At 65.2% G+C, this 19,459-nt stretch carries 18 protein-coding genes; 11 read left to right on the top strand and 7 right to left on the bottom strand.

Annotation, left to right across the window (positions count from 1 at the left end; all coding sequences use genetic code 11):
- Nucleotides 1-226: 226 nt before the first annotated feature.
- The 3 genes from GJ654_RS18070 to GJ654_RS18060 all read left to right on the top strand — a co-directional run bounded on the left by GJ654_RS18070 (nt 227) and on the right by GJ654_RS18060 (nt 3,980).
- Entirely contained in the window at nt 227-1,864 is a 1,638-nt protein-coding gene (locus tag GJ654_RS18070) for an acyl-CoA synthetase (protein WP_155447576.1), read from the top strand.
- Between the two features lie 79 nt (nt 1,865-1,943).
- On the top strand, nt 1,944-3,689 hold the full coding sequence (locus tag GJ654_RS18065) for an acyl-CoA dehydrogenase (protein ID WP_155447575.1): 1,746 nt from the start codon (nt 1,944-1,946) through the stop codon (nt 3,687-3,689).
- Between the two features lie 66 nt (nt 3,690-3,755).
- Complete coding sequence (locus GJ654_RS18060) at nt 3,756-3,980, top strand: DUF6489 family protein (protein ID WP_155447574.1); 225 nt, start codon at nt 3,756-3,758, stop codon at nt 3,978-3,980.
- A 5-nt stretch (nt 3,981-3,985) separates the two neighbouring features.
- Here GJ654_RS18060 and nagZ read toward each other — a convergent pair whose 3' ends face one another.
- From nagZ to GJ654_RS18040, 4 genes are all read right to left on the bottom strand, one after another.
- On the bottom strand, nt 3,986-4,984 hold the full coding sequence (gene nagZ, locus GJ654_RS18055) for a beta-N-acetylhexosaminidase (RefSeq protein WP_155447573.1): 999 nt from the start codon (nt 4,982-4,984) through the stop codon (nt 3,986-3,988).
- A 74-nt stretch (nt 4,985-5,058) separates the two neighbouring features.
- Entirely contained in the window at nt 5,059-6,378 is a 1,320-nt protein-coding gene (locus GJ654_RS18050; RefSeq protein WP_155447572.1) for an SPOR domain-containing protein, read from the bottom strand.
- Nucleotides 6,379-6,424: 46 nt separating this feature from the next.
- A complete protein-coding gene (gene argS, locus GJ654_RS18045; protein ID WP_155447571.1) occupies nt 6,425-8,206 on the bottom strand; it encodes an arginine--tRNA ligase in 1,782 nt (593 codons plus the stop codon).
- 363 nt (nt 8,207-8,569) lie between these two features.
- A complete protein-coding gene (locus tag GJ654_RS18040; RefSeq protein ID WP_196305611.1) occupies nt 8,570-9,355 on the bottom strand; it encodes a class I SAM-dependent methyltransferase in 786 nt (261 codons plus the stop codon).
- Between the two features lie 1,430 nt (nt 9,356-10,785).
- Between GJ654_RS18040 and GJ654_RS18035 the strand changes: the two genes are divergently transcribed.
- From GJ654_RS18035 to rpsI, 8 genes are all read left to right on the top strand, one after another.
- Nucleotides 10,786-11,001: a hypothetical protein gene (locus GJ654_RS18035; RefSeq protein WP_155447569.1), complete on the top strand. Its 216-nt coding sequence runs from the start codon at nt 10,786-10,788 to the stop codon at nt 10,999-11,001.
- A gap of 135 nt (nt 11,002-11,136) precedes the next feature.
- A complete protein-coding gene (locus tag GJ654_RS18030; protein ID WP_155447568.1) occupies nt 11,137-11,307 on the top strand; it encodes a hypothetical protein in 171 nt (56 codons plus the stop codon).
- A gap of 81 nt (nt 11,308-11,388) precedes the next feature.
- Nucleotides 11,389-11,898: a SixA phosphatase family protein gene (locus GJ654_RS18025; RefSeq protein WP_155447567.1), complete on the top strand. Its 510-nt coding sequence runs from the start codon at nt 11,389-11,391 to the stop codon at nt 11,896-11,898.
- Nucleotides 11,899-12,120: 222 nt separating this feature from the next.
- Nucleotides 12,121-12,915, top strand: coding sequence for an RMD1 family protein (locus GJ654_RS18020; protein WP_155447566.1), 795 nt, complete (start codon nt 12,121-12,123; stop codon nt 12,913-12,915).
- 126 nt (nt 12,916-13,041) lie between these two features.
- A complete protein-coding gene (locus tag GJ654_RS18015; RefSeq protein WP_246664815.1) occupies nt 13,042-14,853 on the top strand; it encodes an ABC transporter ATP-binding protein in 1,812 nt (603 codons plus the stop codon).
- A 149-nt stretch (nt 14,854-15,002) separates the two neighbouring features.
- Complete coding sequence (locus GJ654_RS18010) at nt 15,003-15,437, top strand: PaaI family thioesterase (RefSeq protein ID WP_246664814.1); 435 nt, start codon at nt 15,003-15,005, stop codon at nt 15,435-15,437.
- A gap of 178 nt (nt 15,438-15,615) precedes the next feature.
- Nucleotides 15,616-16,086 carry a 50S ribosomal protein L13 gene (rplM, locus tag GJ654_RS18005; RefSeq protein ID WP_155447565.1) on the top strand — a complete coding sequence of 157 codons (471 nt, stop codon included), beginning with the start codon at nt 15,616-15,618 and terminating at the stop codon, nt 16,084-16,086.
- A 2-nt stretch (nt 16,087-16,088) separates the two neighbouring features.
- A complete protein-coding gene (gene rpsI / locus GJ654_RS18000; protein ID WP_155447564.1) occupies nt 16,089-16,568 on the top strand; it encodes a 30S ribosomal protein S9 in 480 nt (159 codons plus the stop codon).
- A gap of 120 nt (nt 16,569-16,688) precedes the next feature.
- On the opposite strand, the gene rsmA is transcribed toward rpsI, so the two are convergent.
- Genes rsmA through GJ654_RS17985 form a run of 3 tightly spaced genes read right to left on the bottom strand, consistent with a single transcriptional unit; the run spans nt 16,689 to nt 19,452 of the window.
- The gene (rsmA, locus tag GJ654_RS17995) at nt 16,689-17,558 is read right to left on the bottom strand and encodes a 16S rRNA (adenine(1518)-N(6)/adenine(1519)-N(6))-dimethyltransferase RsmA (RefSeq protein WP_155447563.1); all 870 of its coding nucleotides are present in this window, start codon (nt 17,556-17,558) and stop codon (nt 16,689-16,691) included.
- Nucleotides 17,555-18,565, bottom strand: a complete 1,011-nt coding sequence (gene pdxA, locus GJ654_RS17990) for a 4-hydroxythreonine-4-phosphate dehydrogenase PdxA (RefSeq protein ID WP_264586303.1) — start codon at nt 18,563-18,565, stop codon at nt 17,555-17,557. The genes rsmA and pdxA overlap by 4 nt, the downstream gene beginning before the upstream one ends.
- Entirely contained in the window at nt 18,562-19,452 is an 891-nt protein-coding gene (locus GJ654_RS17985; RefSeq protein WP_155447562.1) for a hypothetical protein, read from the bottom strand. The genes pdxA and GJ654_RS17985 overlap by 4 nt, the downstream gene beginning before the upstream one ends.
- Between the last annotated feature and the right edge of the window lie 7 nt (nt 19,453-19,459).

Below are 19,459 nucleotides of genomic sequence, written 5' to 3'. Positions count from 1 at the left end.
AAGATGCGGGCCGCTTGTCTCAGCGGGCGTCATCGTCCCCGAAATCCTGCACAGCCATTCCGAACATTTGCCGCAAGCGCGCATTTGCGCAGGCTTTCGTGGCGGGTAGGCCCCGCCATCGCCAAAAGACGAACGCCTGTTTCGCTTGCGCGCGTAAGCGGCCGCATTAAAGTCCTCTCCAATCATCGAACGCCGGATTTTTGCGGCGAATGGGGGGACTGTTTTCATGAGCGACGCGTTTTCTACCGGCCTTGATCGCAACGACGCCAATTTCGCCGCGCTGACGCCGATCAGTTTCCTCAACCGCGCCGCCTTCGTCTTTCCGCAAAAGCCCTCCGTGGTCTATGGCGACCGCCGTTTCACCTGGAAGGAGACGGCGGAACGCTGCCGCCGCTTCGCTTCGGCCTTGCGCAAGCGCGGCGTCGGCAAGAACGACACCGTGTCGGTGATGCTGCCCAACGTGCCCGCGCTGTTCGAATCACATTTTGGCCCCGCCATGGCCGGCGCCGTGGTCAACACGCTCAACACCCGCCTCGACGCCGAAGCCATCGCCTTCATGCTCGACCACGCGGAAGCCAAGGTTTTGCTCACCGACCGCGAGTTTTCAAAGATCATCGGCAAGGCGCTGACGCTGATGACCGGCCCGAAGCCGCTGATCATCGACGTGGATGATTCGACCTTTTCCGGCGGCGAGTTTTTGGGATCGATCGAATACGAAGCCTTCCTCGCCGAGGGCGACCCCAACTTCAAGCCGGAAAAACTCACGGACGAGTGGGACGCCATTTCGCTCAACTACACCTCGGGCACGACCGGCAATCCCAAGGGCGTGGTCTATCACCATCGCGGCGCCTATCTGAACGGGATCAACAACATCGTCTCCTGGGGCATGCCGCCGCACGCGGTCTATCTCTGGACCCTGCCGATGTTCCATTGCAACGGCTGGTGTTTTCCTTGGACCATGGCGGCCAACGCGGGCGTCAACGTCTGCCTGCGCCGCGTCGATCCCAAAATGGTGTTCGACCTGATCCGCAATGAAAAAGTCACGCACATGTGCGGCGCGCCGATCGTCTACGGCATGTTGATCAATGACGACCCGAAGAATCATGTGGGCATCGACCACAAGGTCGAGGGCCTGATCGCGGGCGCGGCCCCGCCGGCGGCGATCATCGAGGGGGCCGAAAAGATCGGCATCGGCATCACCCACGTCTATGGCCTGACAGAGACTTACGGCCCGGCGTCTGTCTGCGCCAAGCAGGCCGAATGGGACGCCGAGGATTTGCCGCGCCGCGCCGAACTGAACGGACGCCAGGGCGTGACCACGTTGCTGCAAGAGGACATCGACGTGGTCGATCTCGTCGAGTTCAAGCCGGTGCCGCATGACGGCAAGACCATGGGCGAGATCGTCTTCCGCGGCAACATCACGATGAAGGGCTATCTCAAGAACCTGCGCGCGACTCAGGAGTGCTTTGCCGGCGGCTGGTTCCGCACCGGCGACCTCGCGGTGATCGAGCCGGACGGCTACGTCAAAATCAAGGACCGCTCCAAGGACATCATCATTTCCGGCGGCGAAAACATTTCGTCGCTGGAGGTGGAAGACGTTCTTTACCGCCACAAGGATGTTTTGGCGGCGGCCGTGGTGGCGACCCCGGACGAAAAATGGGGCGAGGTGCCCTGCGCCTTCATCGAGCTGCGCGAGGGCGCGGAGCCGACGCAGGAGGACTTGCTGGACCATTGCCGCACCCATCTCGCCCGGTTCAAGGTGCCCAAACTGTTCGTGTTCGGGGCGCTGCCCAAAACCTCGACCGGAAAAATCCAGAAATTTGTCTTGCGCGAAAAGGCCAAGTCCGCCGAAGCCATCAAGTAACATCCGCAATCCAGCCCTCGCCCTGAGGAGCGCCTGAAAGGCGCTTTGCTGGCGAGGGCCGCAACACCAGAGGTTTTATATGACCGCTTATCGCGCGCCCGTCCGCGACATGATTTTTTCCATGCGCGCCGTGGGCGGCCTGGCTGAAGTCGCCGCCCTGCCGGGCAACGAGGAGGTTTCCGACGATCTGATCGAGGCGATTTTCGAGGAAGCCGCCAAATTCGCCGGCGACGTGCTCGCGCCCTTGAACCAGTCGGGCGACAAGGCCGGCAGCGTCTGCAAGGATGGCGCGGTCAAGACGCCCGACGGATTCAAGGAAGCTTTTGCCGCCTTCTGCGAAAACGGCTGGCACGCCATGCCCTCGGCCACGGAATGGGGCGGGCAGGGGCTTCCGCAACTGGTCAATACGCCGGTCATCGAAATGTGGACGGCGTCAAATCTCGCGTTTTCGCTGTGCCAGATGCTCACGGTCGGCGCGATTTCCGCCATCGAGCATCACGGCTCCGACGCGCAAAAAGCGCTGTTCCTGCCGAAAATGACCTCAGGCCAGTGGACTGGCACGATGAATCTGACGGAGCCGCAGGCCGGCTCCGATCTGGCCGCCGTGCGGACGCGCGCCGTTCCCGAGGGCGACCACTACCGCATCACCGGGACGAAAATTTTCATCACCTGGGGCGAGCACGACTGCGCCGAGAACATCATTCATCTGGTGCTGGCGCGCCTGCCCGACGCGCCTCCCGGCGTGAAGGGAATTTCGCTGTTTCTCGCGCCGAAATTCTTGGTCAATCCTGACGGTTCGCTCGGCGCGCGCAATGATCTTGTCTGCGCCTCGGTCGAGCATAAGCTTGGCATCCACGCCAGCCCCACGGCCGTCATGTCCTTCGGCGAAAAGGGCGGGGCGATCGGCTACCTGATCGGCGAGGCCAATCGCGGCCTCGAATACATGTTCACCATGATGAACCACGCCCGCTTCAGCGTCGGCCTCGAAGGCGTTGCCATCGCCGAACGCGCCATGCAGCAGGCGTTCGCCTATGCGCTGGACCGCGTGCAGGGGCGGCCCATCGGTTGCGAGGCGGGAAAGCCGATCGCCTATCACCCCGACGTCAAGCGCATGCTGCTGGACATGAAGGCGCGCGTCGAAGCTCTGCGCGCCACCGCCTATTTCACGGCGGGACGGATGGATGTGGCGGCGAAATCGCCCGACGCCGCCAAGGCCAAGAAGGCGCAGGCGCTCGTCGACCTGCTGGTGCCGGTGGTCAAAGGGTTTTCGACGGAAAGCTCGGTCTGGATCGCCTCGACCGGCGTGCAGGTCCATGGCGGCATGGGCTATGTCGAGGAAACCGGCGCCGCCCAGCATCTTCGCGATGCGCGGATCACCCCGATCTATGAGGGCACGACCGGTATCCAGGCCAACGATTTCGTCGGCCGCAAAATCGCGCGCGATGGCGGCGCCGCGGCGAAAACCCTGATCGCCGACCTCCAGGCGGAGGTGGGCGACGATGCCGCTTTGGCTGGCGCGCTGAAGACGTTCGGTGAGGTGGTCGGCTGGATCGCTGACAGCCATTCGAACACTCCCGAGCGCACGGCGGCGTCCGCCGTGGCGGCGCTGAGCCTTGCGGGCATCGTCATCGGCGCGTGTCTGCTGGAAAAGCAGGCGCGCGCGGCCAAGGCGCAGCTCAACGGCGGCGATGCGGCCTTCCTCTCGGGCAAGATCGCGATCGCGCGCTATTTCACCGCGCATGTCCTGCCGCAGGTCGACGGGTTGGCGCGCGCCATCACGCAGGGGCATGAGGCGATCAACGCCTTCGATCCCGGCGCATTTTAGCTTTTGAATGGCGCCGCCTTTGCGTGTTATGCGTAGAACGATGCGTGCGTTTCGGGAGTAGGCGTCATGAAGATCAATATCGAGATCGAATGCACGCCTGCCGAGGCGCGGGCGTTCATGGGCCTGCCGGATTTCGAGCCGATGCAGCAGCGGGCGCTCGCGGAAATGGAGCGGCGCATGATGGAGTCGCTCGACACGTTTTCGCCCGACTCGCTGCTGAAACTCTGGATGCAGCCAGTGGCGCTCAACGCCGACTGGCTGCAGGACTTGATGCGCCGCGCGACAAAGTAGATTTTTCACGCCACGGCGGCGAGGCGGCGGCGGGCTTCCGCGACATCGAAAGTCTTTTCGTTTTCGCGCGCGTGCTCCAGCGCCACGCGGGCGCGCGCTTTTTGGACCCGCTCCAACGCCTTGCCCGCCAGGTCCGGCGCGGCCTCGGCCACGGCGCGGGCTTCCGAAAGGTCGCCGTTGCAATGCAGGGCCAGATCGAGCCCGGCCTCAAAACACCTTTTCGCACGCTCCGAGAAAGAGCCGGTTAGGGCTTTCATCGAGAGGTCGTCGCTCATCAGCAGCCCGTCAAAACCGATTTCGCCGCGCACGATTTCTTCGATGACCTTTGGAGATTGGGTGGCGGGCGCAGTGGGGTCGAGCGCCTCGTAGACGACATGCGCCGTCATCGCGGCGGGCAGGTCGGCATTGGCCTTGAACGGCGCGAAATCGCGCTCCAACGCGCTCCTGTCGGCCGAAACCATCGGCAATTCCAGATGCGAGTCGGCAAAAGCGCGGCCGTGGCCGGGGATGTGCTTCATCACCGGCATCACCCCGCCGCGCATCAGGCCAAGCGCCGCCGCCGCGCCGAGGCGGGCGATTTTTTCGGGCTCGCGGGCGTAGGCGCGGTCGCCGATCACGTCATGGGCGCCTTCGACCGGCGTGTCGAGCACCGGCAGGCAATCGACATCAATGCCGAGCGCCAGCAGATCCTCGGCCATGAGACGGGCGGACAGGGTAGCGAGTTCAAAACCGTCCGGAGCGGCGCCAAAACGCGCGGCGGCGGGGTAGGCGGGCCAGTGGGGGTCACGCAGGCGCTGCACGCGCCCGCCTTCCTGATCGACCAGCACCGCCGCGTCGGCGCCGACAATCGTGCGAAAGCATTCGGTCAGCGCCGCCACCTGCGCCGGGCTTTCGACATTGCGCCGGAACAGGATGAGGCCCCAGGGCCGCGCATCCGCGAAAAAAGCCCTCTCCTCGGCGGAGAGGGCCAGACCGGCGCAGCCGGCGATGAAGGCTTTGAACATTGGAATCCCGTGGACCGCCCTTACCCTTCGAGACGGCCTTCGGCCTCCTCAGGATGAGGGCTACTGATAGAAACTCAGTTCTTCACGATGAAGCAGTTGCCGCCCTTGCCTTTGATTGCGCCGCACATGCTGTTGGCGGCGTCCTTGCTCAGGCGTCCCACGCGGACGCGGTAGATGGTCTTGCCGTCCTTTTCGGCGGAGACGAAGGTCGGCCGATGGCCCTGGAGCGCGGAGCCGTATTTTTCGGCGAATTTGCTCGCGGCGGCGCGCGCCTCGGCCTCGGTCGGCTCGCCGGCGAGCTGGACCGCCCAGTCGCCGGTCGCGGCCGGCTCGACGGCGGCGGCTTCGGGCTTGGCCTTGGGTTTGGGGGCTTGCAGCGCCGCCTCGGTGGTGGAGGGCGCGCGCGGCGGGGCCGGCCGGGCGGCGGGAGCGACCGGGGTCAGGCCGGGCATGCCCGCGGCCATGGTCGGCAGCGCGCTCTTGGGCTTGGCGCCGTCGGGCGCGTTGAGCAGGCTGCCGTCGGCGCGGATCGACACCGTCTTGACTTTCCTCGGCGCCATCAGGCCGTCGCCGTTTTGCGCGGCCGGCTTGGCGGGCGCGTCAGAGGTCGGCTCGGGCGGCGTCGGCGTCGCCACCGAGGCGGCCGCCTGCTTGGCGGCGACGACGAGGTCGGCGGGCTGCTCGGCCTTGCTCACCGCCTTGGCCGGCGCATTGTCGTCCTTGCGGTCGAACAGCGCCTGGCCGACGCCGGTGGCGGCGCCTTCCTGCGCGGCCGGCTTGATCTTCGCCGGCGCATTGTCGGCCAGGATCAGCGGCGCCTCGCCGCCGCCGCCCTTTTTCAGGGCGAGGCCGCCGACAAACAGGCCGACGCCGCCGAACAGCACCGCCGCCATGGCGTAAACCACCTTGCGACGACCGCCCGTGCGCTCCGCCTGCGGCGCGAACGCCTGGGGCTCCGGAGCGAATTCAGGGGCTTGCGAGGCCCAGGGGGCGTCGACCCGCGCCGGCTCCTCCACCCATTGCGGGTCGGTTTCGGCGGCGTATTGGGGATTGCCGTGATGGGGCGACCGGCTTTCGAAGAAAGGATCGCGCGGCGAGGGCAGCGGGGGAATCGCCTGCCCTTGCGCGGGAGATGGCGGCGCGGGCGGCGGCGGGAAATGCCCGTGCGCGTCCTCGCGCCGGTCCGCCCGTCCCTGGGCGACGGCTTTTTGGGCGCGGAACAGCGCCTCGAACGGGTCCTGACGGCCGTCGGCGCCGCCGACGAGGCGCGCCAGTTCGGCCAGCGGGTCCGGCGCGCCTTGACGCGGCTGCGATGTGGGCGCGGCGGCGCGCAGGCGGCGTTCGAACTCGTCGAGATCGAGTTCAGGACGATATTTGGCGGCGGACTCACCCATGACCAACCCTCGCGAAACTCGCGGCGGTCGCACGGGACGTTGGCGCTCAGCGCATCTCGTCCGGCGCGTTCACACCGAGAATAGACAATCCAGACGCCAGAACCTTCATTAACCCTGTCACAAGAGCAAGCCTGGCGCAGCTCAACTCTCGGCGATCTTGATTAACAAAGCGTAATTGTGGCTGATCTTTGCCGCGATTCCAATGGGAATGGAACAATGACGCGACGTCGTGAAGGTAAAACGCGAGTCGATGGGGCTCGTGGGCATTGGCCGCAGCTTCGACAATGCGCGGATATTGCGCCAATAGTTTGATCAGAGCGCGCTCGCCCTCGTCCTCCAGCAAGGCGAGGTCCGCCTTTGCGAGAGCGTCGGGCGACAGGTCGAGGTCCGGGAAGGCGACCAGCGCCTGGCGCTGCACGGAATGGGCGCGGGCGTGCGCATATTGCACGTAGAAGACCGGATTGTCCTTGCTCTGCTCGATCACCTTGGCGAGGTCGAAATCGAGCGGCGCGTCGTTCTTGCGCATCAGCATGATGAAGCGCACGGCGTCGACGCCCACTTCGTCGACCACCTCGCGCAGGGTGACGAAATCGCCCGAGCGTTTCGACATTTTGACGGGCTCACCGTCGCGCATCAGCTTGACCATCTGGCACAGCTTGACGTCGAGCGCGCATTTGCCGTCGGACAGGGCCTTCACCGCCGCGCTCATGCGCTTGACGTAGCCGCCGTGGTCGGCGCCCCAGACATCGACGAGGGCGTCATAGCCGCATTCGATTTTCTTCCGGTGATAGGCGATGTCCGAGGCGAAGTAGGTAAAAGTCCCGTCCGACTTTTTCAGGGCGCGGTCGACGTCGTCGCCGAACTGGGTGGAGCGGAACAGGGTCTGTTCGCGATCCTCCCAATCGTCGGGAAGCTGACCTTTTGGTGGAGGTAATCTTCCTTCGTAAATCAAACCCTTGGCGCGCAATTCCTCAAGCGATGCTTCAACATCGGAAACGCCGTTGCGCTTCTCGTGCAGGCTGCGCTCCGAGAAGAAGATTTCGTGGGTGATGTTGAGCGCCGCGAGGTCGTCGCGGATCATGTCCATCATCGCGTCGATTGACGCGTTGCGCACCAGCGGCAGCCATTCGGCCTCCGGCTTGTCTTTTAGCGCGCCGCCATGCTGCGCCGCCAGCGCCGCGCCCACCGGTTTGAGATAGTCGCCGGGGTAAAGGCCTTCCGGGATGGTGACGGATTCGCCGAGCGCCTCGCGGTAGCGCAGGAAGGCGGAGCGGGCGAGCACGTCGACCTGCGCGCCCGCGTCGTTGATGTAATATTCGCGTGTCACCTGGGAGCCCGCGAATTCCACCAGGCTCGCCAGGGCGTCGCCGAACACGGCGCCGCGCCCGTGGCCGACATGCATGGGGCCCGTGGGATTGGCCGACACATATTCGACGTTGACCTTGCGCGCCTGCGCCCGGCCGGCGGCGCCGCGTCCAAAATCCTGGCCCTGCGCGAGAATGGCGGCGAGCACGTCGGCGTAGACCTGCGGCGCCAGGCGGATGTTTAAGAAACCCGGGCCCGCTGTTTCCGCCTGCTCGACATCTTCAAAATCGTCGACCAGGGCGGCGGCGAGTTCGACCGCGAACTGGCGCGGGTTGGGAAAAAACGCCTTCACGTCCTTGGCGAAGACCATGGCGACGTTGCAGGCGAGGTCGCCCATGCTGGCGTCGCGGGGCGGTTCGACGACAAAACGGCTGAAGTCGAGGTCTTGGGGAAGGCGGCCCTGCTCGCCCATGCTCTTGAGCAGATCGGAGATGCGGGCGTGAAAATCGGCGAAAATGTTCATGATGGTTCCGGCGGAGTCTGGCGCAGGGGTTAGGACAATCCCCGCGCGGGCGCAAGTTCTTGCCTGTCAGCATGGGCGGGGACGCGTTTTCGCGCTCGGGCGGCCATGGCTAACGCCTTGGTTGTGCTGGGGTTAACGTTTGCGTGATCCCCATGAATGATCCGAAAACGCGCGGCCAAAACGCATGCGAGAGGCCACCCGATTTTCATGTTCCGCGCCTGATCGTCGATCGGGCCACGTCGCTGCCGCCCTCCAAATCAGCGGCGCGGTGTTCGGCTCCTTTCGCCTCGGCCGCGCGCTTGGCGCCCTCCACAAGTTGTTGACCTATGGCGAGCACCGAAAGACGCCGGCCGAGGCGACCGATCATCCCGGCTTCACCGCGCTGAGCACGGCCGCTCGGAACGCGAACCTGACGCCCTCGGGCGTCCAATGGGCGCCTGTGTCCATGGAATCGCCATCGACGCTGGCCTCGATCGTCGCCAGCAGCCCCGCCCGGTCATCGTTGAGCGGGAACGACCGCGCGACGAAGTCCGGCGCCAGATAGGAGACGTCGAACCGCTGGACCGAGGGCTCCAAACCGGTCGCCTCGAAGAGACGGCGGAGGTCGGGCAGGGTGCGATACCCGACCGTGGACGGGTCTCGGATACGATCCATGGCGTTCAGCGCCGCGGCCTTTTCCGGGTCGTTCGAGGCGAAGGCGTCGCACACGACAATGCGGGCGCGCGGCGTGGCGATCCGAACCATTTCGGCGAAGGCGACGGCGGGGGTTTCCAGATGGTGGAAGGCGAACCGGCAGGTGACCACGTCGAACGACCCGTCCGCAAAGGGCGTCCGGTACACGTCGCCGAACCGCCATTCCGCGTTGCCGACGCCTTCGCGGGCCGCGAGGGCGCGCGCCTTCTCCAGCATGGCCGCCGTTGCGTCGAGTCCGACGACGTGGCGCACGCGCTTGGCCATCGCGCAGGCCACGGATCCGGGACCGCAGGCGAGGTCGATGGCCTGATCGTTTGGCTGCGGACGGGCCGCCGCGACGACGAGCGCCACCACGTCGTCGGCGTGGAGTTCCCTGGCGCCGGCGAATCCGGAGGCCTGGCGGGTGAATTGGTCTTGAATCGCGCGGTCGTGCGCGTCTGAATGTTCAGAAGTCATGGGAATTTCCGATCGCGAAAGAGAAATGCTGCGCACCGGCCTCCGTGGAGACCGGTCAGATAAGTCGCAGCGTTTCGCGGATCGTGGCCATGAAGCAAGGCTACGGGGGACACCGGCGCGTGTCAACGCTCGGGGGGAAGGGGGCATCGCAGGCCTGGAGGCGCGATGGCCACGGTCCCAAAAACGTTATGGCCCCGTCGCCTGTGGCGATCGGGGCCTAAAAAGTCGCACTTTGGCGCTTTCCGATAAAAATCAGAATGTCATGCGGTACGTGCCCGCGATTTGGCAGAGATGGAATATCTGATCTGCTTCTCCCTTCGGTTAGCGGCACATCCTAGACGCGCGGAAGAGTTGCGCACGTCGGCCCATATAAGGACTGGAAGTCGTCACTGCTGCGGTGGAGTCATGATCCTCGTCCGTCTTTTCCGGGCGCTCGCTGCGGCCCAGAGCTTCGGGTCAGAAGGCGTCTATTCGCTAGGGTTTCGTGGCGGTATAAGCCTCGATGCTATACTTGCGGGAAACGATCAGTTTATTGCGCGCCTCGCGGGTTCGTAGCCCTGGGCGGTGGCTTCGTCTTGAAAGCGGCTTCGCACGTCTTTCAATCGATGCTGCAATACATGAATACTGCCACGTTTTTTGGAGTCGTCAACTGGAATTTTTTAGGCGCGCCAATCTTTTGAGCTCTTGAAATCTGGACAGGCGCTCACGCTTTGGGAGGGGCGGTCGCGGGCCGCGCAGGCGCCGCCTCAACCGGTGAATTGCAGGAGAGCCAAGGCTTCGGCACTATGGTCTGTCCTTTGGTCATGGGGGAAGGCCATGGCGCCGGTTCCATCGCCCCTTCGATTCGCGTCCGTTTTTCTTTTCTGCATTTTCGCCACTGGAGCGCTCGCCTGTTCCGGTTGCGGCTGCCGAGGCGGCCCCGGGTATCGCGGGCCGGATGGGCGGTGCGTCGGCTTCGCCAATATGGCTCGTGTGTGCGGCGATCCTCCCGAGACGAGGTGTGTCAGGGAAGCCGCTCCGCAGGTCGGGGAGCCGGACTGCCGAGGATGCGGCTGCAAAGGCGGCCCGGGCTACCGCAACCCTGACACGGGCCAGTGCGTCGGCTGGCAATCCTTGCGTTCAACATGCGGCGATCCGCCCAACTTACACTGCACCCCCGAGGGAACTGCGCTTATCAGGTCTCAGGAGTCGCGTTGATCTGCGTTCATTTTTTCAGCCGACCTGTCCCGCCTCCCTTTTTCGGGGATGAATTCGATCCTCGGGTGACCTCGCCCGATTTGCCTGGAACGCCGTGGGTGTCAATCGGCTCGCAATTTTGACCCGGATCGGCGTCCAACATTGCTCGTTCTTTACCGCGCGACGGCGGGAGGAACGGTCTTGATGTCAGGCTGCTGCTCGACGAACCCACCAACGCGTTCGAGGAGACCCATTTGGCGCGCTTGACCGACATTCTGCAAAAGCTCGATGTCGCCATGGTGATCGTCAGCCACGACCGGCTGTTTCTGGAAAAGCTGGCGACCCGCGCGGCGCTGCTGAAGGACGGGCGGGTGACGCCCGCCACCCTGCACCGGCACGTCCATACCCACGACCATCCGCACATTCACGGCGTGGACGAGGCCCATGCGCATGCGCATTCCGCGAAATGAAAACGCCGAGGATCGCGGCGGAGTCCCCCTCACCCCGATCAGGTCGACTATGGGCCGGAAGGCGGTTCCGGTCTCGACGGCCGTGGCGGTGGCGAGGCGTCCGACGACGCCAGGAATGAGCAGACCGAGCACGACATGCAGGGCGTGGAAGTCGGTCACCGGAAAATCGAGGGGGAAGAAGGGCGGGGAGGCGATGTCCTTGCCGGCGGCGCGCCACAGGCGGGTTCGCCGGGTCGTTCCAGCCTGCGCGGCCTGGATTGCTTCGCTTCGCTCGCAATGACGGCGGATAATCTGGAGTTTGTTTGACGAGCGGTTCGGGGCGGGCGATATTTGATCCGGCCGGCGCAACCGAGATCTTGCCGTCGCCTCGAGCCCAGCCGCATCGCCATGACCCGAAACCTGTTCCTGCTCCGTCACGCCAAATCGTCCTGGGACGAGCCCGATCTCGCCGACCACGACCGCCCCCTGGCCAAGCGCGGGCGCAAGGCCGGCGAACTGCTGCGCGCCTTTTTCAAGACGCGGGACATCCGGCCCGACCTCGTGCTGGTTTCGAGCGCCCGGCGCGCGCAGGAAACGTTTGAGGCGCTGCAATTTCGGGATGCGCCGCACAAGACCCTGCCGGCGCTCTACCACGCCGCGCCCGAGGCGATCCTCGACATCATTCGCGCGGCGCCGGAAAAGGCCGAGCGCGTGCTGGTGATCGGCCACAATCCCGGACTTCAGGATTTCGCGCTGCTGTTCTGCGCGAATCGCGGCGACGAACTGGCCCGCCGCATGGCGGACAGTTTTCCAACGGGCGGTTTCGCTCAGTTCGAGGCGGATCGGCCCTGGGCGCTGTTGGAGATGGGCTGCGGAAAGCTGACGGGCTTCGTCACGCCGAGGGAGCTGAAAGGGTAGGGCTGGACGCACATCACATTCGCGCGCCTGCCAAGGGGACAAGCGGAAGAGCGCGTCGTGCTCGATTGCCTTGCGGCGCAGCTTCACCGCGGCCTGCCGCTTCAACGGACAGACACCCGCGACGAGGCGTTCGCCGGACGGCCAATGACGCTGCGCCTGACGTTCGGCGCGCGTGAGCGTAGGATTTAGCAGATTGTCACACTCTGGCGTTACAAACCTGTCATGAACGAGCCCGCTCCCGCCAAACTGACCGCCCGCGCCCTGTTGCTCGGCGACCGCATCGACCTCGCGGGGCTGGAGCGGACCGACACCATATCCCTCACCCCGCTGGCCTTCCATGTCGGCCCTTCCGGCCGGGTGGCGCTCTACCGTTACGGCGTCGCCGTCCTCGTCGGCCTGAGCCCGCTGGAGGAGGATGACATCATCGCCAAGATGAAGGAGCGAATCGTCGGCGCGCGCCTGCTCAAGGAGGATGAAACCGCGCAACTCGTGCTCGACGGGGACGACCGCATCGCGCCGGGCGGCGTCATCGGGCTGAAAGACCTTTCGGACGCGCGCTTTCTCGTGTTCGCCGACGCCCTGGCCAAGAGCGTCGCGCTGGGACGCGACGAGCGCGAGGTCAGCCGGGTGTTCGACGAAATCGAACCGCTGGCGCACAGCCTCGCCCGGCATGGACGGCCGGGGCGCGGGCGGCGCGACCTGCTCAGGCTGATCGGCAAGGCCCTCGGCGCGCAGCACCGCGTCTCCGGCCGTGTGGCGGTCGAGGAAAAGCCGGACGTGCTCTGGGACCGGCCCGATCTGGAGCGTCTCTACGCGCGCCTGGAGGACGAATATGAGCTGAAGGAGCGCGCGCAAACGCTGCAACGCAAGCTGGATGTGATCGTCGAGACGGCGCGGGCGCTGGCCGACCTGATCGACGCCGACCGCTCCAGCCTCATGGAGGCGGCGATCGTCGTGCTGATCGTGCTGGAGCTGGCGGCCTCGCTGTTCCAGATTATCTTCCAGTCAAGTCATTGACATAAAACAGGAAAAAACCACCGGATTGACAGGCTCGGGATTAACCCTCACAAGGCGTCGGAATTATCCGCGCGCCCGCGGCCGGAGCGTGGAGGAGATTGTCCAAGGCCTCGCGGAAGAAGTTGATTGTCCTGGCTTTCTGAGAAATTGGCAAAAAAGTGGTTCACGGCCGGTCAGCTGCATCTGATCGAGCGACTGTTGCGCGAACAGGGGCGTAAGCACGTCAAGGCCTATGTGATCGCCTTCGCCATGATGGGCGTGATCGCCGCCTGCACCACGTTCTCCGCCTATATCATGAAAGACATCATCGACCGGATCTTCGTCGACCGGTCGATCGAGGCGATGTGGGCGATCGGCGGCGCGATCGTCACGATCTACGTGACCAAGGGATTCGCCACCTATGGACAGGCGGTGGTGCTGACCCGGGTCGCCAACAACATCGTCGCGGAAATCCAGACGCGCATTTTCGACAAGATGCTGGCGCTGGACATGGCTTTCTACAACCGCAGCCACTCCACCGAGTTCATCGCGCGGCAGGCCTTCATCTCCAGCGCGGCGAGCGGCACGCTCAACATGCTGATCACGGCGCTGGGCCGCGACATCCTGACCACGATCGGCCTGACCTTCGCCATGCTCCAGCAGGACCCGGTGCTGGCGCTGCTGGCGATCGTGATCATGCCCGGCGCCATTGTCGGCGTTCGAAAACTCGGCCACAAGGCCAAGAAGGTCATGATGACCGAATTCGCGGGCTTCCAGGCGATCCTGGAAAGCCTGCAGGAGACCTCGCAGGGCATTCGCGTCGTCAAGTCCTACACGCTCGAACCGTTCATGCGCGAGCGCCAGCTGGAATCGATCAAGAGTTTCGAGGCCGCCGCCAACAAGCTCGCGCGCGTGCAGTCGCGCTCCAGCCCGCTGATGGAGACCTTCGCCGGCATCGCCATCGCCGCGGTCGTGGTTTATGGCGGCTATCGCGTGATCTATTCAGGCGCCGAGCCCGGCAATTTCTTCGCCTTCATCACCGCGCTGTTGCTCGCGACCGAGCCGGCCAAGCGCATCGCCCGCCTCCAGGTCGATCTGGCGACCTCGCTGATGGGCGTGCAGATGCTTTACGAGTTCCTCGATCTGAAGGAGCCCGAGAAGGAGATCCCGGGCACGCCCGAACTGAAAGTGACGCAGGGCAGGGTCGAATTCCAGGAGGTGGAGTTCTCCTATCGCGCCGGCGAATCCGTCCTGAACAAGATCAGTTTCGTCGCCGAGCCCGGCGAAACCACCGCCCTTGTCGGCCGCTCCGGCGGCGGCAAGACCACGACCATGGCCATGATGCTGCGCTTCTACGAGCCGACGGCGGGCCACATCCTGATCGATGGCCAGGACATCTGCCAGCACACGCGCCATTCGCTGCGCAGCCAGATCAGCTACGTCGGCCAGGACACGTTCCTGTTCAAGGGCTCGGTGTTCGAAAACATCGCCTATGGCCGGCCAGGCGCCAGCCAGGAAGAGGTCGAGGCCGCCGCGAGGGCCGCCTTCGCCCATGATTTCATTATCGGGTTCGAACGCGGCTACGATTCGCCGGTCGGCGAACAAGGCATGCAATTGTCCGGCGGCCAGCGCCAGCGCATCTCCATCGCCCGCGCCTTCCTCAAGAACGCGCCGCTGATCCTGCTCGACGAGGCGACGTCGGCGCTCGACACCGAATCCGAGCGCGCGGTGCAGGAGGCGCTCAAGCAATTGTGCGCGGGACGCACGACGTTGGTCATCGCCCATCGTCTCAGCACCGTCGCCAACGCCGAGCGCATTTGCGTGATCGAGGGCGGCAGGGTGATCGAGACCGGCCGTCAGGACGACCTTCTGGCGAAAGGCGGGGTTTACGCCTTGCTTTACAGAACGCAGTTCGAAAGCGCCGCGCTGGCGAGCATCGCGGAGGCCGCGGCGGAGTGAGGCCAACGATACAATCATGAGTGCTGGAGCCCGGTCATTTGGAATGGTCGGGCTTTTTCTTGCGCCCGTGTGGCGGCGCTGACCGCCCGGCTTGTTTTCGCGGCCTCGCAGGCGCCCTATCCTGCCCAGACCGCAACCGGGAGGGTGAGATGCGCCCCGATCCAAAAATGTCCCTCGCCGAAGTCGAAGCTTTTCTCGAAGCCGAATTTCCGCAATTGCGCCATGGCGGGCGCATCATGGTCAGAGTCGAATCCGTCGGGCCCATGACGGCGCGGCTGCGGCTTCATTCGGACGAGCGCCACCTGCGCCCGGGCGGCACCGTGTCGGGGCCGGCGATGTTCATGCTCGTCGACGTCGGGATTTACGTGGCGATTCTCGCGCAGATCGGGCCCGTGGCCCTGGCGGTGACCACCAATCTCAACATCAATTTTCTGAGAAAGCCGCCGCATGGCGATATTTTAGCTGAGATATCCTTGTTAAAGCTCGGCAAGAGGCTGGCGGTGGGCGAGGCGACCTTGTTCGCCGAGGGCGACGACGAGCCGGTCGCCCATGCCGTTGGGACCTATTCGATCCCGCCGCGATGAGGACGGCTACGCAAAGCGGCGTCAGCCCTCGTAACGGTACTATGATACCATTCTCGTGAAACGCCTGCTTTTTCGTGTCTTCCGGCGCGAAACGCCGTTGACAAGGAGTCGATGGGTCCCTAAAAACCCGCATCCTCCCGCCGGGTTTTTTCGACCCGCGCTGCAACGGAAAAGAGACATGTACGGCAAGACCTATTCGGCCAAGGCCGCCGAAATCGAGAAAAAATGGGTGCTGATCGACGCCAAGGGCCTCGTTGTCGGCCGCCTCGCCTCGATCATCGCGCTGCGCCTTCGCGGCAAGCACAAGGCCACCTTCACCCCCCATATGGATGACGGCGACAACATCATCGTCGTCAACGCCGACAAGGTGGTTTTGACTGGCCGCAAGCGCGACCAGAAGGTTTATCACCACCACACCGGTTTTCCGGGCGGCATCAAGGAGCGTTCGGCCAAGTTCATTCTTGAAGGCCGCTTCCCCGAGCGCATCGTGGAAAAGGCCGTGCAGCGCATGCTGCCCGAGGGTCCGCTCGGCCGCAAGCAACTCGGCAACCTGCGCGTCTACAAGGGCGCGGAACACCCCCATGCGGCCCAGAACCCCGTCGTGCTCGACGTCGCCGCCATGAACTCCAAGAACAGCCGGAAAGACTGACCATGAGCGAGACCCTCTCCTCCCTGCAGGACCTGAAGGCCGCGACCTCCGCGCCCGCGCCCGAGGCGCCCGTCCATGTGCAGAAGCTGGACAAGCTCGGCCGCGCCTACGCCACCGGCAAGCGCAAGAACGCCGTCGCCCGCGTCTGGATCAAGCCCGGCGCCGGCAAGATCACGGTCAACGGCCGTGAACTGGACGTGTATTTCGCCCGTCCGGTGCTGCGCATGATCGTCAAGCAGCCGCTCGGTGTCACCGCGCGCGTCGACCAGTTCGACATCATGGTCACGGTCGCCGGCGGCGGCCTGTCCGGCCAGGCGGGCGCGGTGCGCCACGGCCTGTCCAAGGCGCTGACCTACTATGAGCCCGGCCTGCGCCCGGCTCTGAAGAAGGAAGGCTTTCTCACCCGCGACTCGCGTGTGGTTGAGCGCAAGAAGTACGGCAAGCGCAAGGCGCGCAGAAGCTTCCAGTTCTCGAAGCGCTGAGTTTTCTCAACGTTTTCGGATTTTTGGCGGCGGGCCTCTGGCCCGCCGTTGTTGTTTGTCTTTGCCGCTTCATGACTGAGCGTCGTGGCTGGACGACGCTCAGTCATGAAGCGGGCCAGTCTAAATCGCGTTGGAAATGCGACCGGGGGACAGAGCGCGCGCCAGCGCCACAAAACCTTCGACACAAACTTCTTCGGCGCGGCGGGTCGGTTCGATGCCGGCGGCCTCCAGCAGGGCCAGCGGGTCGACGCCCAAACCCTTGAGCGCTTGCCGCAGCATTTTGCGGCGCTGCCCGAAGGCGGCGGCCGTGACCCGCTCCAGCGTCGCCGCATCGCATTCGAGCGGTCTTACACGGGGGCGCAGTTCCACCACAGACGACGTGACCTTTGGCGGCGGCGTGAAGGCGGCGGGCGGCACGTCGAACAGGATTTTTGTTTCGCAGCGCCAGTTGGCGAGCACGCCGAGCCGGCCGTAATCGGCGCGTCTTTGGGGGCCGGCGACGATGCGCTCCGCCACTTCGCGCTGGAACATCAGGACCATGCGGTCGTAAAACGGCGGCCAGTCCTTTTGCGTCAGCCAGCCGACCAGCAATTGCGTCCCGATATTGTACGGCAGGTTGGCGCAGATGCGCACCGGGCCGCTGACGCCGCGCTCGGCGAGAAAGGCGGGATAATCCAGCGCCAGCGCGTCGCCCGGAAAAAGTTCGAGGCGGCCGGGGTAGGCGGCGGCCACGTCCTCCAGCGCCGCGAGGCAGCGGTCGTCGCGCTCCACCGCGATCACCTTTTTCGCGCCATGGGCGAGCAGGGCGCGGGTGAGGCCGCCCGGCCCCGGGCCGATCTCCAAAAAGGTCGCGTCGTCGGATGCGCCGGCGGCGCGGGCGATGCGGCCGGTCAGGTTGAGGTCGAACAGAAAATTCTGGCCGAGCGATTTTTTGGCGTTCAGCTCGTATTGCGCGACGACCTCGCGCAGGGGCGGCAGGCCGTCGCTCATTGCCCTTGCGCCCGCGCGACCGCCATGCGGTCCGCCAAAAAAATCGCCTCGGCGAGGCTGCTCGTCCGCGCCCGGCCGGTTCCGGCGAGGGAAAAGGCCGTGCCGTGATCGGGCGAGGTGCGGATGAACGGCAGGCCCAGCGTGACATTGACCCCGGTGTCGAAGGCCAGGGTTTTGACGGGGATCAGGACCTGGTCGTGGTACATGCCGATGGCGACGTCATAGGCTTGACGCGCCTCGGCGTGGAACAGCGTGTCGGCGGGCAGGGGGCCGGTCGCGCAAAACCCCTCGGCGACGAGCCGCGCCACGGCGGGGGCGACGATTGCCAAATCTTCGCGGCCCATGGCGCCGTCCTCGCCCGCGTGGGGATTGAGGCCACAAAAGGCGAGTCGCGGCGTCGAAATGCCGAAGTCGCGGGCGAGCGCCGTCGCGACAATGCGGCCGATTTCGACAAGATCGTCTTCGCGCAGGGCGCCGGGGACCGCGCTCAGGGGGATGTGGATGGTCGCGGGAACCACGGCCAGCTCCCGCGACCAGATCATCATCACGGGACGCGCGGCCTCGCCAAATTTTTGCGCCGCCAGCTCTCCCAAAAATTCGGTGTGGCCGGGATGCGAAAACCCGGCGGCGTAGAGCACGGATTTCGCAATCGGATTGGTCACCATGGCCCGGGCGCGGCCCTCGCGCAGAAAATCGACCGCGCGCGAAATCGCCTCGATCGTGGCGGTGGCGTCGGCGGGATCGGGCTGGCCCGGCGTCCCGCGCGCCCGATGGCGCAGGGGGACGACGGGAAGGGCGGCTTCGAAAAAATCCTTCGCCTGCTCCGGCGCGCATTCGGCGATGGCGAGATCGAGCCCGAGCCGCGCGGCGCGGCGTCGCAAAAGGTCGGGATCGGCGATGAGAAAAAACGGGGGCAGACGGGCGCCGCGCGCGAAAAGCGTCAGGGCGATGTCCGGGCCGATCCCGGAAGGATCGCCCTGGGTGACGCAGAGCGGCGCGGGGCTCACTTCTTAACGACGACCGCCGTGGCGCGCAGCTCCTTGTAGAGCTTCTCCGCGTCTTCCGCGATTCTCCGCGAGAGCACGCGCTGGGCGGCCTGCTCGCGGGCGGAGTCGCCCTTCGCCTTGGACTTGGCGCAGACCGCGAGCGCCACCAGACCGCTGGAATCGCGGCTCGGCGCGGTGAGATGGCCGACCGGCGTCTTGGCGAGCAGCTCGGAAAGCTGCTCGCCCAGCGCCGAGCTGGTGCGGGTGATCGGTTCGCGCACCACCACATTGGGTGAGGCGCTGGCCATCTTGACGCCCGAGTCGCAATCGGTGAAGCGCGCCTTAAGATCCTGCATTTCCTTGGCGGCGGCCTGCAATCCCGCGGCGCCCCCGGACGGCGGCGTGGCGACCACCACCTGGCGGAGGGTGTAGCTGATCTCGCTCGACAGTTTCGGGTTGCGGGCGAGTTCGGCGTCGATGTCCTTCTCGCTGACTTCGACGGCGCGGTTGCGGGCGCGGGCGTAAATGGTGAAGGCTTGGTGGATCTGGAGGAAGTTCTCCAGATGCTTGTTGTCGACTCCGGCTTGGGCTAGCCGCTGCTGGATCGCCTGGGGCGTGGTGTGGGCGCGTTCGGCGAAATAATAGAAGGTCGGGCCGAGTTCGTCGCTCTTGACGCGGATGCCGTACTTGTTGATCTCGCCGGCTTCGACGCGCGACTTGACCAGGCTCTCGAGCGCATCGGAGGCGGACGAGGGCATGCCCAGCGCGCGCAAAACCTTTTCGCGGTTGGCGATGTCCTGGCTGGTGACGGGGTCTCCGTTGACGGTGGCCACGATGGATTGGGCCTGCGCCCCCGAGCAAACCAAGAAGGCGAGCATCGCGCCCGCAAAGACTATTGAACGCGCCATTGTCATT

Origin of the sequence: Rhodoblastus acidophilus (genome assembly GCF_009720655.1) — a bacterium.
GTDB classification, from domain to species: domain Bacteria; phylum Pseudomonadota; class Alphaproteobacteria; order Rhizobiales; family Beijerinckiaceae; genus Rhodoblastus; species Rhodoblastus acidophilus_A.
The sequence above is the reverse complement of the archived record's forward strand: the minus strand, read 5'-3'. Positions and strand labels throughout refer to the sequence as shown.

Bases quoted from the DNA above. Each gene is read 5' to 3' on its own strand.
- GJ654_RS18070 (WP_155447576.1), top strand. From the start codon at position 227: ATGAGCGACGCGTTTTCTACCGGCCTTGATCGCAACGACGCCAATTTC.
- GJ654_RS18065 (WP_155447575.1), top strand. From the start codon at position 1,944: ATGACCGCTTATCGCGCGCCCGTCCGCGACATGATTTTTTCCATGCGC.
- GJ654_RS18060 (WP_155447574.1), top strand. From the start codon at position 3,756: ATGAAGATCAATATCGAGATCGAATGCACGCCTGCCGAGGCGCGGGCG.
- nagZ (WP_155447573.1), bottom strand. From the start codon at position 4,984: ATGTTCAAAGCCTTCATCGCCGGCTGCGCCGGTCTGGCCCTCTCCGCC.
- GJ654_RS18050 (WP_155447572.1), bottom strand. From the start codon at position 6,378: ATGGGTGAGTCCGCCGCCAAATATCGTCCTGAACTCGATCTCGACGAG.
- argS (WP_155447571.1), bottom strand. From the start codon at position 8,206: ATGAACATTTTCGCCGATTTTCACGCCCGCATCTCCGATCTGCTCAAG.
- GJ654_RS18040 (WP_196305611.1), bottom strand. From the start codon at position 9,355: ATGACTTCTGAACATTCAGACGCGCACGACCGCGCGATTCAAGACCAA.
- GJ654_RS18030 (WP_155447568.1), top strand. From the start codon at position 11,137: ATGCAGGGCGTGGAAGTCGGTCACCGGAAAATCGAGGGGGAAGAAGGG.
- GJ654_RS18025 (WP_155447567.1), top strand. From the start codon at position 11,389: ATGACCCGAAACCTGTTCCTGCTCCGTCACGCCAAATCGTCCTGGGAC.
- GJ654_RS18020 (WP_155447566.1), top strand. From the start codon at position 12,121: ATGAACGAGCCCGCTCCCGCCAAACTGACCGCCCGCGCCCTGTTGCTC.
- GJ654_RS18010 (WP_246664814.1), top strand. From the start codon at position 15,003: ATGCGCCCCGATCCAAAAATGTCCCTCGCCGAAGTCGAAGCTTTTCTC.
- rplM (WP_155447565.1), top strand. From the start codon at position 15,616: ATGTACGGCAAGACCTATTCGGCCAAGGCCGCCGAAATCGAGAAAAAA.
- rpsI (WP_155447564.1), top strand. From the start codon at position 16,089: ATGAGCGAGACCCTCTCCTCCCTGCAGGACCTGAAGGCCGCGACCTCC.
- rsmA (WP_155447563.1), bottom strand. From the start codon at position 17,558: ATGAGCGACGGCCTGCCGCCCCTGCGCGAGGTCGTCGCGCAATACGAG.
- GJ654_RS17985 (WP_155447562.1), bottom strand. From the start codon at position 19,452: ATGGCGCGTTCAATAGTCTTTGCGGGCGCGATGCTCGCCTTCTTGGTT.